Below are 14,612 nucleotides of genomic sequence, written 5' to 3'. Positions count from 1 at the left end.
AGATCTCTTTTCATCTTTTCATTAGGAATCAAGGCTAGAATTTACGGCCTCCGCTATTAGACGGTAGGAGTGAAGCCGCTGCTCATAATCGGGAATCGGTGTGACCAACAGAAACTCATCGTTATCATATTTAATCTGCAAGCCACGTAACCGTTCGGCAATAACCGACGGCGTTCCCACCAGCCAACTGGCTCGCATTGCCGGGTCGCCCAATGAAATCTGAGCAGTCCATTGCTGCGCCAGCTCATCCGTCAAGGCACATACTGCGCCTACAGCAACCATGGTACGTGGCTTGTCTATCCGGTTGGATGGCTGAAAGCTGGAGCGGTAAATGCTGAGCATTTCTTCCGTTTGCTGTTCACTCATAAACTGACCGAATACATAGCCTGTTGAATACTGGGCGGCATATTCGGCACTTTTTCGGTTTGTGCCCAGCATCCACACTGCTGGCGGCTGTTCAGGCATCGGCCGAGCAAACACAGGCACCTGCTCATATTCGTAAGTACCTTCCAGCAAAGCCAATAGAGCTTCCATCGTCTGTGGCAGCTCCGTCACATGTTGAAGAAAATTGCCGCTCAGTGCCATCGAAGCATGAGGTCCCCCACCAGGTGCTCTCCCTAGACCCAATTCAACTCTGCCAGGATATAGAACGGCCAGCAGATGAAACCATTCCGCGACCTTGACTGGACTATAATGCGGGAGCAAAATAGCACCTGCACCCAATTTGATTGTCTTCGTCACCGCCCCGATATGAGATAGCAGCACTTCCGGGCTGGAGGAAGCCAGCCCCTCCATATCATGGTGCTCCGAGGTCCAGTAGCGTGTATATCCCCACGCTTCTGCCTGTCTCGCTAGTTCGCCAGCTCGTTGAACCGCCTGCTCCGGACGGTTACCGGGCAGCAACGGCACCATATCGAGCACACCGAGATTCAACCTTTTTATAGATAAAGACCGAGATGGCATAGACACAATCCTCCCTCCTACTATCAGCTATAAACCAGTTTCTTCTACTATATAGGGGGAATTTAAAGGTTAATCCAGATCATAAATGGAACCCACCTTCAGGCCGTATAACTCATTATAGATTTTTTCAGCAAAAGCATCGGTCATGCCTGCAATATAGTCTATGACCATATGCTCCCATGTCCAGATCGGCTTCGTCTTGGCTTGGTCGCGCTCATAGCGCTGGAGCCAGTCGCTTGGAATAATAGATTTGGATGTTTCCGGGTCCAGAAAAGCCAACCAAAGTCGTTTGAGCATCCACTCACTCCGTTTTTGCAGTCGCTGTACGCGCAGATCGCGGATCATCGTAACCCAAGCAAAGCTTTTCAATACACTCACCGTGCGCAGCATATCCAAATCTTCGTTTCCATCCCGTACAAAGGTCACTTTTTTCCAATTTCCATCATCAATGACACCCAAGCTGCTGACAAACAGACTGACCCAGTATGCCTTCACTTCACGGCGGGTCCGGGAATAATCGTGTTCACACATCGGCATCTTGCCATTCCACACCTTCAAAAATTCACTCAGCACAGCCGCTACCTTCTGCTCAATCTGAGCCAGTTGCCAGCCTTGCCAGAAGCTATCCTCCAACGTGGTGATTTTCTCCGTAATCAGACGAATTAAATACGGATCATACAAGAAGTGCTCGTGTACCTCGATTTTTCCAGCCTTAATCCCATCCTCCAAATCATGCGCAGAATAAGCGATATCGTCGCACAGGTCCATAAGCTGGGCTTCCAGCGTTTTTTTACCATCAGGGATACCCCAATCCTCGCGGATGGAACGTATATATTCCCACTCATGCAGATACAACCCTTTTTTGTTCAGAATCCCTGGGTACGGGTATTTGTTGATCCCCAGTAACACAGCGTCCGACAAATTCAAACCATCCACGTTCTCACGCTTCTCCAAAAACATAATCAGCCGGAAATTGTGCGCATTCCCTTCAAAATGCTCATAAATTCGTCGCTCACGCGCATAGGCCTCCTGTCCACGCTTGGACTCCAGTGTGAAGCCTCCGGCAGAGGATATCTTTTCTACCTTTGTTTCAATCAGTTGATCCAAAATCCCGTCCAGTACTTCTTCTCCCTTGTGCCCGAACGGGGGATGCCCAAAGTCATGTGCGATGGAAGCACATTCTACCACCTCAGGGTCAATGATCAGTCCTGCGTTATCTGCCTGTTCCAGCTCTACTTCAGGATGGCGGCGCAGCAAGCTTCGGGATGCTTCACGCGCAATTTGCGCTACCTCCAAAGAATGCGTCAGTCGTGTGCGATAATAATCGCCCGTGCCTGCACCAAATACCTGTGATTTACCCTGCAACCGACGGAAAGTCGGTGAATGAATCAAACGGGAGTAATCCCGTTCATATGCGGCCCGTGAAGCGTCGCTTCGTGTCTGTTCCGCAAATTGCCGATGCTCTCTCTTGTCCTGCCATGTCATAAATCCCACTCCCTACGTACTCAATTGGAGTGATTATACATTTTTTTCGCGCTTCATGAAAGCTCACATGACTTTCAGTTATATATGTAAGCATCAAACTATCCCACCTAGCGCATTATCGCCTATCAAGCCAAGCCAGTGGTCAGACGATGAGTAATAAAAAAAACAAGTCCAAAAAAACTTAATATAGGGTAAATAGTATAATAAAATAAAACTAGACTTTATATTTAATGGTTTTGAGTTTGATTATTTTTACAGCGTTACTTCATAAACGCGCCCGATTGTTGAAGATTATTTATTAACTAAGACCTGTTGAATTGTCCCCTAATGCTATCATTTTAATTATGCACCTAATTATCAGGCTTGTTGTTGAGAGAGATTTTGAAAAATTAAAAACGCCTATCTAGCAAGATAGACGTAAAGTATAACAAGCTTTAAAGAGGCTGATAACTCGCCTCACGCGTTTTTACTTTCACACTAATTTTTGTAATATAATCTTTTTCCTCTTTTGCTGCAATCGAGTGCAGTAAATATTCCTCATAAATATCACCATCTAACGCTAACTGCTCCTGTTCTAAATAAGCGAGTAGCGTATTATAAGTCTCAGTCTGTGAGATTTCATCATAAGGTCCTTGATGATAAATGACCGCGTAGTGTCCAGCTGGTTTCATTCTTGCTGACGGGTCATCTAGGCGACAAAATAGGTAGCTTACGCCTTCAAACTTCTTATTTAAAAAATCTTCTTTTGTATACACAGTACCGTATGCGGCTGTACTTTTAATCCCAAGCTTTTTTAAAAATGGCGTAGTTTGCTCGTAAAGTTCCCCCATTGATAACGACGACCAATCTATTTTCTCGTCGCTATACACAACAGGTTCGGCTGGTAATTGCTTCATCAATACTTCTCCAAATGATACTTCTTCCATCTCTTTTGTCAGGGCAACCGTTCGTTCTAGGAAAAACTGAATATCTTGTAACTTTTGAATTTCCATTGCCGCTTTTTCTTGCTGTTCCATTGCTAATTGTTGTAACGCTTGTACGTTAGGCGCGTCAAAATACGTTTTGAGTTCTTTAATCGGTACCTCAACTGCACGAAGCGATTGAATCGCTACAAATTGATCGAACTGCTCAAATGTGTAGTAGCGATAGCCATTATCAAAGGTGCCTGCAGGCTTAAATAAATCGATTTTATCGTAATAAAGCAATGTATCTTTATTGATTTCAAGTAACTTGGCAAATTCGCCTGTCAAATATGTTTTTTCGAATGTATTTTTCATCTCTTTTCACTTCTTTCTTTACTCTGGAGTTACTCCATACCTTACACTATTCCTTGCGAACATAACACGAAAACATAAATGAGACAAGCAATTACTAAGGTGTTGAACGTACTTAGGTTGATGAGGAAGAGTGCCATGGGGTATATTGATCAATTAATTGAAAACTACGGGTACGCAGCGGTTTTTATTGTGCTTGCCCTCGGGTTATTTAGCCTTCCGATTCCCGATGAAGTGATGGTACTATTTGTTGGCTATTTCACGAAAATCGGGCTGTTACATTATAGTTTTTCTTTCTTAGCTGTTTTTAGTGGGTCACTGATAGGCATGCTTGTTAGTTATGAAATAGGCAAAAGAATCGGTAGTCCACTACTAATTTGGCCTGGTAATGGTTTGGTTTCTCACTGAAATGGCGTAATAAGGCAGAACGCTGGATTCAAAAATACGGATCCCCGGCCATTATCGTCAGCTATTTTGTTCCTGGCATGCACCATGTTACGGGGTACTTTTGTGGCATTTCACATATGCCTCTAAAATCGTACATGCTATATGCTGGGGTGAGTGCTTTACTTTGGAGTCTACTATTTTTAACAATCGGACGAATATTTTACTCAGTTTAAGAGAAAGGTGTTTTAGAGATGACAAAACAAAATGAACAAATTACGATAGCCCCTGTACCGCAGGAAGAGCTAGCAATATTTAAGGAAGAATTACAAGAGGCATTTATGAAAGGGTTACAAGATAGTTTTCAAGAAGCAGAGGATCCAACAGAAATGGGACCAATCCCATCCGATGAGGATTTCGAGCATTCACTTACTGCAAAAGATTCGGTTGTGCGTCAAATTGTACTAAATGGCGAAAGAATCGGTGGCATCGTATTAAAAATTAATCCCGACACACAGCGAAACGAAGTGGACTTCTTGTATACAAAGGCTAATGCACACGGCAAAGGTCTTGGTACAAAGGCATGGGAAGCGATAGAAGCAGCTTTCCCAAAGACGAAGGTTTGGGAGCTACATACACCGTATTTTGAAAAGCGGAACATCCATTTTTATGTGAATAAATGTGGCTTTAAAATTGTGGAGTTTTATCACCGAGGCAATCCAGGACCGAGTATTGAAGGAGAAGAGCCTGAATCTGATGCAGATTATGAGTTTTTCCGTTTTGAAAAGGTCATGACAAAAGAAAGCAGTGAAGCGTAATGCAAGGAAAGGTCTCACAGCTTTGGGCATTGATGAATCGCAGTCAAATGGCGAAGGGGCAATTAGTCTTTTTATTTTTCATTAGTTTAGTGGAGGTTGCAGCTGGGCTTGCTGTCCCCCTGTTAACGATGAAGCTCATTAATCAAATTTCAGATGCGGGTTTTGCCGTAACATCACTCTTGCCAGTCATTGCGATTTTAATTGTGCAAGCGATGTTAAGTGCCATTGCGTTTTATCTGATGCGCCGTTTAGGTGAAAAGGTTGTCGCGAATTTAAGGACAGAAGTATGGGAACATATGCTACATTTACGTTTATCGTATTATGATGCGCATGAATCAGGCGAAACGATGAGCCGCATTACGCAGGATACAAATGTCGTGAAGGAGTTTGTGACCGAGCAGCTCGTGTCCTTTGTGTCAGGACTATTTGCGATCCTCGGTGCCGTTGTTGTTTTACTATGGATTGACTGGAAAATGACATTGCTACTCCTGATTGCTGTGCCACTGACAATTTTTGTGACGTATCCATTAGGCGAAAAAATGTATGCCATCTCAGTAGAAAATCAGGATGAGCTAGCAGGCTTTGGCGGACGATTAGGACGTATTTTATCGAATATTCGTCTTGTGAAAGCGTCGCAAACGGAGCAGCAGGAGCTAGCAGGCGGTAAAAAGCAAATTCAGCAGCTGTACAAGTACGGTTTAAAGGAAGCGAAGATTGTTGCGATTCTTTCACCACTGATGACGCTACTCATGATGGTCGTATTGATTGCGATTTTCGGCTATGGCGGCTCACAGGTAGCAACAGGAGCAATCACTTCAGGCGAGCTTGTTGCCATTATGATTTATTTAGTGCAAATTATTATGCCATTTACACAAATGGCGACGTTCTTTACCAATTTACAAAAAACACTTGGTGCGACAGAGCGTATTGTTGAAGCACTCAATGTGAAGCGTGAAGTACAAGACGGGAAACCAGTATCTGCTACACCACTACCTATCCACTTCCAAAACGTATCGTTTAAATATAATGAAAAGTATGTATTAAATGACATGACATTTACGTTAGAACCGAATGAAACGACCGCCTTTGTCAGCCGAAGTGGTGGTGGGAAAACGACGATGTTCTCCCTTATTGAACGATTTTATGACGTGACATCAGGTGCGATACTGTATGGTAACGAAAACATTGAGCAATTTAACTTAACAGAGTGGCGTGGGCTGTTTGGCTATGTAAGTCAAAATGCACCGTTATTAAATGGAACGATTCGTGACAACGTCATGTACGGGACGAATGGAGCAAGCGAACAAGAGGTACTTGCCGCATTAAAAGCAGCCTATGCCTATGATTTTGTCATGCAGCTGGACAAACGCCTCGATACAGAGGTTGGTGAAGGAGGTATTAAGCTTTCAGGTGGTCAAAAACAGCGTATTGCGATTGCTCGTGCGATTTTACGAAGTCCGAGAATCTTATTACTTGATGAGGCGACATCGAACTTAGATAACGAATCAGAGCGTGAAGTGCAGCTTGCCCTTCAAGCGTTAACGAAAAACCGGATGACGATCATCATCGCCCATCGATTATCCACGATTACAAGTGCAGACCAAATCCTTGTCTTTGAAGAAGGACGCCTGTCAGGTCAAGGCACACATGAAGCATTACAAAAAACACATCCGTATTATCAACAACTTTGGCATAATGGTCGTTTGACTGAAGATTAGACTATAGGATGCAAAAAGGTTTCTAGTAAGTTACTTTCGTGTTCTCTTTGAAAGTAAAGACATTAAAATAACTAATGAAATGGAAGTGGGACAGAACAAAATTCCACTTCCTAAATATTAACAATTTTACATATTCAATCAGCCTCTAAATGACAACATGGCGACGCTGAAAGGCCTTAATGCGATTGTGACGACCTTCTACCGTTGCGTTTGTCCACCGACATTGATGATAGTTTACGATTTCTATGTTCCAATTGCGCATCGTTTTTAAGGTGCTACCAACAGCAGGGTGGTCCATCTTTTCGCCTTGCTCACACCAACGCTCAATCCCAGTTTGGCAGCACTAAAGTTAGGCGAGCAGTCATTGCTTCCTTCCATTCACATACGCTGCGAAGCAGCGGGGAGAAGGTTAGTAGCGTCTCCAGTCGGGTACGGCTCTCCTCTACCAGCGATTCTGCAGGCGGATTGAGTAAGCGATGGTGGGCTTTTAGGTAAGTCCTTGCCCGTGGCAATAGCGTAGACTGAACGGTTTTCCCATGCTGTTCGCTCAGGCTTAAGATACTGATGCCTAATTTTCAAAAACGAAATTATGCAAAATGCTCATGTAAAAAGGTGTCCCCCAGCCATTTGCTACAGGCCAGAGAACACCTTTTACTCAACTTTATATCCCTCACCACTTTTGCTCTAACGCTTTGCCCTCGGGTCCAATACATCCCGCAGCCCATCACCCATCAGATTAAAGCCTAATACGGTCAGCATGATAGATATCCCCGGAAAAATAACTGTCCACGGCGCGTTCTGGATATATTGCCGCGAATCGGACAACATTTTACCCCACTCTGGCTCAGGAGGTTGTGCACCCAAGCCTAGAAATCCAAGCGCTGCCGCTTCAATGATAGCCGTTCCGATCCCCAACGTTCCCTGTACGATGATTGGTGTCAGGCTGTTAGGCAAAATATAACGGAGGATGATTCGTGTATTATTGGCTCCAAGCGCTCTAGCAGAAGTGATATACTCCTCTGTTTTGACACTCAGCACCTTAGAGCGAACTAACCTTCCATACGTTGGCACATTGACAATGGCAATGGCGTACAACGCATTTTCCAATGAAGGCCCTAGAATGGCCACAATAGCAATGGCCAGCAAAATCCCCGGAAATGCCAGTAAAATGTCGAATAGCCGCGAGATGGCCATATCTGCCCATTTTCCGTAAAATCCTGCGATTAAACCTAAGGCGGTTCCTACAATCATTGAACCAATAACGGACAAGAAACCGACCCACAACGAGATTCTGGCTCCATACAGGGTACGAGTCAGTAAATCTCGACCGAGATCATCCGTACCGAACCAATGCTCCGCAGAAGGAGGCTGCAAACGGCTCACCAAATTTTGCTCTTTATAGTCAAAAGGAGCAATCCACGGCGCGATCAAAGCAATGATGACAAAGAAGATAATAATGCTCAGGCCGACGAGCGCCATTTTATTGTGACGGAAAGCCCTCCATGCGTCTCTCCAAGGACCAGTCACGACAGGCAAATGCGCCAATGTACTGCGTGTCGTCGGTATGTTGTTGGGTTCCATTGAAAATTGTGACATCGGACAAGCTCCCCCTTGAACAATTGGCGACTTGATTACTGATAACGGATACGCCGATCGAGAACCGCGTACAGCAAATCGACAATCAGATTAATGATGACGAACAGAAACGCTATGATCAGAATTCCGCTTTGAATAACCGGATAGTCACGCGAGCTGATCGCTTCAAAAATGTACCGCCCGATGCCGGGCCAGGCAAAAATGGTTTCTGTCAGTACCGCGCCTCCCAGTAGTGATCCCGTCTGAAGACCGATGACAGTAAGCACAGGGATCGCAGCATTTTTAAGCGCATGTTTGTACACGACTTGAAAAGATGCCAGCCCCTTCGCCCGAGCCGTACGGATATAGTCCGCATCCATAACCTCCAGCATACTGGAACGGGTAATGCGCGCAATGACCGCCATTGGAATCGTTCCCAGTGCGATACTGGGTAGGATCAAATGCTTGATAACGGTCCACACCTGATCCATACGTCCACCTATGAACGCATCAATCACGGCTAAATGTGTCACAGCTTCCACCGGATCACGGGAATTCATGCGTCCGATGGAAGGAAGCCAATGCAGCTTATTTGCAAAAATCCATTGCTCCATCAAGCCCAGCCAAAAAATCGGCATCGATACTCCGACCAGTGCAATGACCATGCTGACATAGTCAAACCAGGAATTTCGCTTCCAGGCACTCACGATGCCAGCGTTCATTCCAACTACTATGGCAAAAAACATGCTCGCTACTGTCAACTCCAGCGTAGCCGCCAGATAAGGAAGCATTTCCCGGGCAATCGGCTGTCTGGTGCGAATGGAATCACCCAAGTCTCCATGTGCCAGTTCACTCAAATAGGTTCCATATTGCTGAAACCACGGCTTATCCAGTCCCAATTGCTCACGTAGCGCCTGCTTGGACTGTTCCGTAGCTTTATCTCCTAGTATGGTTTCCGCCGGATCACCCGGAATAGCATGAATAATCGAAAATACGATAAGCGTCATGCCTAGTAATACAGGAATCAATATGGCCAGTCTTTTTACAATATATGAGTTCATATCCTATTCACCGCCTGCTTGCGTTTGGGCTATTCAAAATAAATATTTCCGTACGCTTCCATACCTGCCGGAGAAGGTACAAAACCCTTGAGGTTCGCTTTACCTGCCATCAACGGTGTGCTGTGAACCAAGGGAATCCACGGTGCATCCTGTTTAATAATCACTTGTGCTTGTTTATACAGTTCCCCACGCTTGTCCTGATCGACCTCAACCTGCGCCTTCACCAATACTTTATGGAGTTCCTCATTCACATAAAAACTACGGTTATTGCCTGGAATCGTATCCTTGTCCAGCAATGTATAAAGGAAATTATCCGGGTCACCATTGTCCCCGTTCCATCCCAGCATGTACAGATCATCCTTCTCTCCTGCTTTAAGATCATCCAGATACGTAGCCCATTCTGGAGATTGGATGTTGACTTTGACGCCTATTTTTTCAAAATCGGCTTGAATGGCCTCGGCCACCTTTTTGCCGTCAGGCATATAAGGACGAGATACGGGCATTGCATAGAAGGTTAACGGCTCGGGAAGCCCGTTAGGAAAGCCTGCTTCCGCCAGTAAAGATTTAGCCTTATCCAGATCATAGGCGTAGTCCTGAATACTATCGTTGTACCCCCATAACGTAGGTGGCATCGGATTGACCGCAGGCTTAGCCTGCCCTGCAAACAATGCATCAATAATGGCCTGTTTGTTCACTGCGTGATTCAGCGCCTGGCGCACCTTGGGATTATTGAATGTTTTTTTCTTTAAATTAAATCCAATGTACGCCACATTAAAGGAGGGACGTTCAATTTTCACCAATTCGCTATTACCGTCTAGCTGCTTTGCATCATCCGGATTCAAATCCTCCATCAGGTCAATTTCTCCATTTTGCAGAGCATTAAATCGCGCGGTATTGTCGGGTATGGAACGAACAATGATCTTTGCCAACTTCGGCTGGCCCTCTTTCCAATAGTTTGGATTCTTCTCCAGCGTGATGGTATCGTTCCGTTTCCATTCCTTAAATACAAAAGGCCCCGTGCCGACCGGATTACTCTTGAAATCAGCCTTTTTCTCCTGAATTGCCTTGGGACTTGCAATACTAAAGGATGGCATAGCGATATTTTGTAAAAACGGCGCCTGCGGCTTGTTTAGTGTAAACTGGACACTGTTCGCATCTACCGCTTTAATCTCCTTAATCACCCTACTTCCTTCAGGACCGAACATAGAATCATAATAGTCAAACGAGTCACCTTCAAATTTGTATGGACTTTTTGGATCAGCCCAGCGGTCAAAGTTAAACACAACCGCTTCAGCGTTAAAGTCACTTCCATCATGGAATTTTACACCCTGGCGCAGCTTGAACGTATAGACCAGTCCATCCGGTGATACTTCCCAGCTCTCTGCAAGTCCCGGTTGGATCTCCGTTGTGTTTTCCTTATATTCCAGCAGTGTGTCGAACACTTGCATTCCAATTTTTAGCGACTCGCTTTCAGTCACAATGGCAGGATCTAGCGCCACGGAATCTCCGCCGCGTCCATAAATAAGCGTGTCCTGCACGCCCTCTCCTGCTCCGCTTGGTGTTTTCCCTGCCTCTGGCTTTGCTCCTTCACCTGATCCCCCACAACCGGAAAGCGCCAAAACAGCTCCTAGCGCAAGCACCAGCAGAACGGTCCAGATTTTGTGTTTTGCATACTTTTTGCTCATGCAGCAAACCCCTTTCACACCTTATATATTGTTAATTCGTTGATACCGGATGAATGTCAATTCTTGAATTGACATGACAAGCTTGTCCTCAAGCTGTAATCCCAGGTTCCGAGTTCATCAAATAGGTGTAGTAGGACAGAAGTGTTCATAATCTAGTGGTGTAAGAGATGCTGTAGGGTAATAAATAAATGTGATGTGATAAAGAGAAAGAGGAGTATGTCAGGTCGTGGTGAAAGTGTGACATATACTCACAAACAGTGAATATTATGCTCAAACAAAGTTGATTATTGGATACTTTACTATAAAATCTGGAAGACGACAAGGGGGTTTTTCATACATTACGATATGTTTTTATACATCATGTCAATTAATATTACAAACCAACTTACACGATCATACCAAACATATATTCCTGCTGGGGGTCTTTAACCTCCAAGCAGGAGCATGATCTTACCTCAAAAATGTATTCAGCACCAAACCTACATCCTTAATATCCTAATTCCCAGGTATGTTCTGAAATAAACAAACATACAAGAGCTTTTACCGCTTGATTTGGCTGGTAGACATGCTGCATTTCCACCCAATGATTCACACTTTTAAAACGTTCTAGTTCAGCTTATGTAGAAATCATGAAGAACATCACTTTACAATAAGTGCAGGCGGTTGCCTTTGAACCGCCTGTCTATTTACGTTTCAGGCGTATGGATTAGTTTTCATGAAAATAATCCCTTTTTCGCATAAAATTTATAAAAGATCATTTGGTCGTTTTAAACACACCCAGACGGTTCAGTACGACCAGTAAGCGATAAAAATCGTAACTGCTTGGCAGTTTCGCATCCACAATCGGGCTTGCTGGATGAAATGCAACAGCGGCAGCCATTGCTTCCTTCGCCCAGGTCGGTACAGGCATAGTCTGATGCGCCTCCAGCTCAGCTACCCGCTGATCCACTTTTTTAATATAAGCGCTTTGTTCATTCAACGTCTGCTTGAGCACATCTTTGCTGTTTTCAAGAGCGGCGACCTGCTGCTGCAGGGCCTTAAATGCCGCTTTTTCCTCTGCTGTCATTGACTCATCCCCCTCTTCTCCTGCAAATGCTTGGCGTAGCTCGGCCTCTGTTCCGGCGTATACATTCAGGTCAACCGGCCCTTGAATTCCATCAACCCGTCCACTATCGCTGTATTGCCAAAAGTCCCAGTTCTTCCATGCTGTGGTGTCGCCGGGCACCCGTGTACTATAACGTGCAATCCACAGCTTATAACTGCCCAATGGCGCTTTGAAATGGGCAGCAAAAGCATTCCCTGTGTATACCATCGGCTTACAGCCGCTTACCCGTTCAAATTCCGTTACAAATGCCAACGCAACCTCATGAATCGTGGCCGAGCTAAGCCCTCCCGGATTATTTTCGTAATCCATCACCGCTGGCAAGTCCAGCGCTTTCGCCCCACCCACCTGCTCCAACACCTCGGCGAAATGCCTGGCTTCTGCTTTTGCTGCATTTACATCGGTCGCATCTACAAAATGGTACGCTCCCAGTAAGAGCCCGGCTGCCTTGATCCCTTTTGCATTCGTGATAAATGTCGGATCGACGTAACGCTGTCCTTGACTCGCTTTAATAAAGGCAAACGATTTACCATCGGCTCGTACACGCTTCCAATCAATCGTTCCCTGATATCGGGACACGTCAATGCCTTCGGTAGCATTAGGGCTACGACTTTGCATAAGGCGCTCCCTCCCTGTCATTATAATGTTGTAGCACTCTGTCTCTGTTATATATGCTTGGACCATCCATACGGTCTGGGCTTTTCCACTTTTACACCGAAAAAAGGGCAAAAAGGTAGTCAGCCTATTTGGGTGGTGGTCACTGGTGGCACTTTATGAAACTTTATTCTCTTTGTCGGAAGGGTCGGTTGACTTTATTTTTTCTCCACTTGACTTGGACTCAAAAATAGCTACCGCATTCCGTAAAATATCCGGCATCGGCACTCCCATTCTGCCCACATTTTCAATAATGGACAACAGCTCGTTCGCTAAATAAAAGAAAACGACGGCATCCCGGAAGTAATGTGCATCCCCGAGAATACCGTCGATTAGGTGAGCTACCGTAATGAGCAAAAACACGGTAACCTTGCGAAAAATACCGTAATACCCCTGGCGGCTTTTTAGCTCCCCATTAATCCAGGCCGCTGCCCATCCGGTGAAAAAGTCGATCACGACCATCCACCACAGCAACGTCAACATTGTGGTCCACCCCCCGAAAAAATAACCGATCAAGGTCCCCGTGGAAAGCCCCAGCCAAATCTGATCGATCTTTTCATGCATATTTGTTCCCCCTTTTGAACCTAGGTGTAAAGTGAATGCCCTTGGACTGATCCAAGGGCATTTAAAAACACGCTCTGTGTAGGCGCGTTGGTTATATTTGTTCAGTTTTGGCTAAATCTAAATTCGTCTTAACCATGTCTTGGAGCATTACTGGTATATCTTCTATTGAACGACGACCAGATTGAGCAAGATGAAAGAATACAGTTACAAAAGGTTTTTTATATTTTCATCCACTTGACTTACCTCCTTTGCATAAGTACCAGTGACTCTAAAGGATTTCAATTGCTCGTATACTTATATCTTAATTATCACTTTTGCCCATAATCATCTGCATCAGTTTTACTATAGATTTTTTATTGTCCAAATCCGCTTGCATCAGTGCAGTATTTTGGGTCTGAACTTCCTCGATTTGTGCCTTCAATTGATCCAGTTCTGATAATTTTCCTGGACCCCTTAGTACTGGTATATCTTCAAATCCATGAGTTTCTGGATTGTATTTTTTTCCTAAAACATCCCGTGAAGAAACAAGTATTGTATGTTCATGATCTGGGCTGGCTGTAGCTTCTAAAACAGCATAAATGCGATTATTTAAATCCGCATAAGCATATAACATGATCAAGCCTCCTAATTAAATTCAATCACTTCGAAACTAACATTATGACTAGCATTATCATAAATATTCGTAAGAGTAACCTTAACTTGATTAGAGCTAATCAAACTTAACATGGCAAGTAATCCATCATCAGTTGAGTAACCTTGTGCACCTAAATGAGACAGCATGGTTTTACTTGAGTTAACTGGGTTAATATTGACAACAAGTTCTTTAACACCTGCTTCTAAAAATACAACTAACCTTTGTACACTTTTCACAGAACCAGTCTCCTTTACACTGTTAATAAGTTGTCTTAATTCATCGCCCATTGCCTTCACCGCACTAGGCGTAGCCGCCTGATCTGTAGCTGTGCTGCCGGTAGAGGTATTAAGCTGCACGATTCCCCTAGCCTGTGTTGATGCAGAAGGCAAATCTGATGCCGGGTGACTATGCTGCTTTGGTGCTGCATATTGCTCTGTATACTTTTTGGCATTTCCCTCAGCCGCACTCCATGCCGCTTGTTTGGCTGCCGTAACGTGGAGATCTGTATTACTGGCATGGTTGTCTAACGCTTCCTTAGAAGAAACACCGTTCCCAGCCGGGTCCTTTTTGATATTTTCAACCTGTGCGGCCAATTCCTGATCGTTAGCATAAAGGGTATCAATCGGTCCATTCAGGACATCCGCATGTCCTTGGTCGGTAGTAACAAATCTGCGTGGTTGTTGTATGCTCATACT

The 14,612-nt window shown here is 44.7% G+C and carries 15 protein-coding genes; 3 read left to right on the top strand and 12 right to left on the bottom strand.

What is annotated here, in order from left to right; translation table 11 throughout:
• Positions 1 to 21 precede the first annotated feature (21 nt).
• The 3 genes from MHH57_RS05905 to MHH57_RS05895 form a co-directional block, all read right to left on the bottom strand.
• Entirely contained in the window at positions 22 to 963 is a 942-nt protein-coding gene (locus MHH57_RS05905; RefSeq protein WP_029516181.1) for an MsnO8 family LLM class oxidoreductase, read from the bottom strand.
• Positions 964 to 1,032: 69 nt separating this feature from the next.
• Positions 1,033 to 2,448 carry a dGTP triphosphohydrolase gene (dgt, locus tag MHH57_RS05900; RefSeq protein ID WP_069012216.1) on the bottom strand — a complete coding sequence of 472 codons (1,416 nt, stop codon included), beginning with the start codon at positions 2,446 to 2,448 and terminating at the stop codon, positions 1,033 to 1,035.
• Between the two features lie 434 nt (positions 2,449 to 2,882).
• Complete coding sequence (locus tag MHH57_RS05895; protein ID WP_209949666.1) at positions 2,883 to 3,725, bottom strand: MerR family transcriptional regulator; 843 nt, start codon at positions 3,723 to 3,725, stop codon at positions 2,883 to 2,885.
• A gap of 135 nt (positions 3,726 to 3,860) precedes the next feature.
• On the opposite strand from MHH57_RS05895, the gene MHH57_RS05890 reads away from it, so the two are divergent.
• From MHH57_RS05890 to MHH57_RS05880, 3 genes are all read left to right on the top strand, one after another.
• Positions 3,861 to 4,130, top strand: a complete 270-nt coding sequence (locus MHH57_RS05890) for a hypothetical protein (protein WP_209949667.1) — start codon at positions 3,861 to 3,863, stop codon at positions 4,128 to 4,130.
• A gap of 230 nt (positions 4,131 to 4,360) precedes the next feature.
• Positions 4,361 to 4,924: a GNAT family N-acetyltransferase gene (locus MHH57_RS05885; RefSeq protein WP_029516178.1), complete on the top strand. Its 564-nt coding sequence runs from the start codon at positions 4,361 to 4,363 to the stop codon at positions 4,922 to 4,924.
• Positions 4,925 to 4,956: 32 nt separating this feature from the next.
• Positions 4,957 to 6,642 carry an ABC transporter ATP-binding protein gene (locus MHH57_RS05880; RefSeq protein WP_318626983.1) on the top strand — a complete coding sequence of 562 codons (1,686 nt, stop codon included), beginning with the start codon at positions 4,957 to 4,959 and terminating at the stop codon, positions 6,640 to 6,642.
• Positions 6,643 to 6,787: 145 nt separating this feature from the next.
• Here MHH57_RS05880 and MHH57_RS05875 read toward each other — a convergent pair whose 3' ends face one another.
• The 9 genes from MHH57_RS05875 to MHH57_RS05835 all read right to left on the bottom strand — a co-directional run bounded on the left by MHH57_RS05875 (position 6,788) and on the right by MHH57_RS05835 (position 14,609).
• Entirely contained in the window at positions 6,788 to 6,940 is a 153-nt protein-coding gene (locus MHH57_RS05875) for a transposase (protein WP_245249064.1), read from the bottom strand.
• Between the two features lie 25 nt (positions 6,941 to 6,965).
• Positions 6,966 to 7,154: a hypothetical protein gene (locus MHH57_RS05870; protein WP_342434950.1), complete on the bottom strand. Its 189-nt coding sequence runs from the start codon at positions 7,152 to 7,154 to the stop codon at positions 6,966 to 6,968.
• Positions 7,155 to 7,326: 172 nt separating this feature from the next.
• Entirely contained in the window at positions 7,327 to 8,238 is a 912-nt protein-coding gene (nikC, locus tag MHH57_RS05865; RefSeq protein ID WP_209949669.1) for a nickel transporter permease, read from the bottom strand.
• A gap of 35 nt (positions 8,239 to 8,273) precedes the next feature.
• Positions 8,274 to 9,278 carry an ABC transporter permease gene (locus tag MHH57_RS05860; protein ID WP_029516174.1) on the bottom strand — a complete coding sequence of 335 codons (1,005 nt, stop codon included), beginning with the start codon at positions 9,276 to 9,278 and terminating at the stop codon, positions 8,274 to 8,276.
• Positions 9,279 to 9,307: 29 nt separating this feature from the next.
• Entirely contained in the window at positions 9,308 to 10,963 is a 1,656-nt protein-coding gene (locus MHH57_RS05855) for an ABC transporter substrate-binding protein (protein ID WP_069011561.1), read from the bottom strand.
• Positions 10,964 to 11,717: 754 nt separating this feature from the next.
• A complete protein-coding gene (locus MHH57_RS05850; RefSeq protein ID WP_069011560.1) occupies positions 11,718 to 12,683 on the bottom strand; it encodes a glycoside hydrolase family 25 protein in 966 nt (321 codons plus the stop codon).
• 153 nt (positions 12,684 to 12,836) lie between these two features.
• A complete protein-coding gene (locus MHH57_RS05845; protein WP_039269501.1) occupies positions 12,837 to 13,283 on the bottom strand; it encodes a phage holin family protein in 447 nt (148 codons plus the stop codon).
• A gap of 301 nt (positions 13,284 to 13,584) precedes the next feature.
• Complete coding sequence (locus MHH57_RS05840) at positions 13,585 to 13,896, bottom strand: hypothetical protein (RefSeq protein WP_342434949.1); 312 nt, start codon at positions 13,894 to 13,896, stop codon at positions 13,585 to 13,587.
• Positions 13,897 to 13,907: 11 nt separating this feature from the next.
• On the bottom strand, positions 13,908 to 14,609 hold the full coding sequence (locus tag MHH57_RS05835) for a phage tail protein (protein WP_342434948.1): 702 nt from the start codon (positions 14,607 to 14,609) through the stop codon (positions 13,908 to 13,910).
• Positions 14,610 to 14,612: the final 3 nt, after the last annotated feature.

Source organism: Paenibacillus sp. FSL H7-0442, from assembly GCF_038593105.1.
Taxonomy (GTDB): domain Bacteria; phylum Bacillota; class Bacilli; order Paenibacillales; family Paenibacillaceae; genus Paenibacillus; species Paenibacillus polymyxa_D.
Note: the sequence above shows the minus strand (reverse complement) of the source record. Positions and strands in the feature narration are given on the sequence as shown.

Bases quoted from the DNA above. Each gene is read 5' to 3' on its own strand.
- MHH57_RS05875 (WP_245249064.1), bottom strand. From the start codon at position 6,940: ATGGACCACCCTGCTGTTGGTAGCACCTTAAAAACGATGCGCAATTGG.
- MHH57_RS05890 (WP_209949667.1), top strand. From the start codon at position 3,861: ATGGGGTATATTGATCAATTAATTGAAAACTACGGGTACGCAGCGGTT.
- MHH57_RS05840 (WP_342434949.1), bottom strand. From the start codon at position 13,896: ATGTTATATGCTTATGCGGATTTAAATAATCGCATTTATGCTGTTTTA.
- MHH57_RS05835 (WP_342434948.1), bottom strand. From the start codon at position 14,609: ATGAGCATACAACAACCACGCAGATTTGTTACTACCGACCAAGGACAT.
- MHH57_RS05895 (WP_209949666.1), bottom strand. From the start codon at position 3,725: ATGAAAAATACATTCGAAAAAACATATTTGACAGGCGAATTTGCCAAG.
- dgt (WP_069012216.1), bottom strand. From the start codon at position 2,448: ATGACATGGCAGGACAAGAGAGAGCATCGGCAATTTGCGGAACAGACA.
- MHH57_RS05885 (WP_029516178.1), top strand. From the start codon at position 4,361: ATGACAAAACAAAATGAACAAATTACGATAGCCCCTGTACCGCAGGAA.
- MHH57_RS05850 (WP_069011560.1), bottom strand. From the start codon at position 12,683: ATGCAAAGTCGTAGCCCTAATGCTACCGAAGGCATTGACGTGTCCCGA.
- MHH57_RS05845 (WP_039269501.1), bottom strand. From the start codon at position 13,283: ATGCATGAAAAGATCGATCAGATTTGGCTGGGGCTTTCCACGGGGACC.
- MHH57_RS05880 (WP_318626983.1), top strand. From the start codon at position 4,957: ATGAATCGCAGTCAAATGGCGAAGGGGCAATTAGTCTTTTTATTTTTC.
- nikC (WP_209949669.1), bottom strand. From the start codon at position 8,238: ATGTCACAATTTTCAATGGAACCCAACAACATACCGACGACACGCAGT.
- MHH57_RS05855 (WP_069011561.1), bottom strand. From the start codon at position 10,963: ATGAGCAAAAAGTATGCAAAACACAAAATCTGGACCGTTCTGCTGGTG.
- MHH57_RS05905 (WP_029516181.1), bottom strand. From the start codon at position 963: ATGCCATCTCGGTCTTTATCTATAAAAAGGTTGAATCTCGGTGTGCTC.
- MHH57_RS05860 (WP_029516174.1), bottom strand. From the start codon at position 9,278: ATGAACTCATATATTGTAAAAAGACTGGCCATATTGATTCCTGTATTA.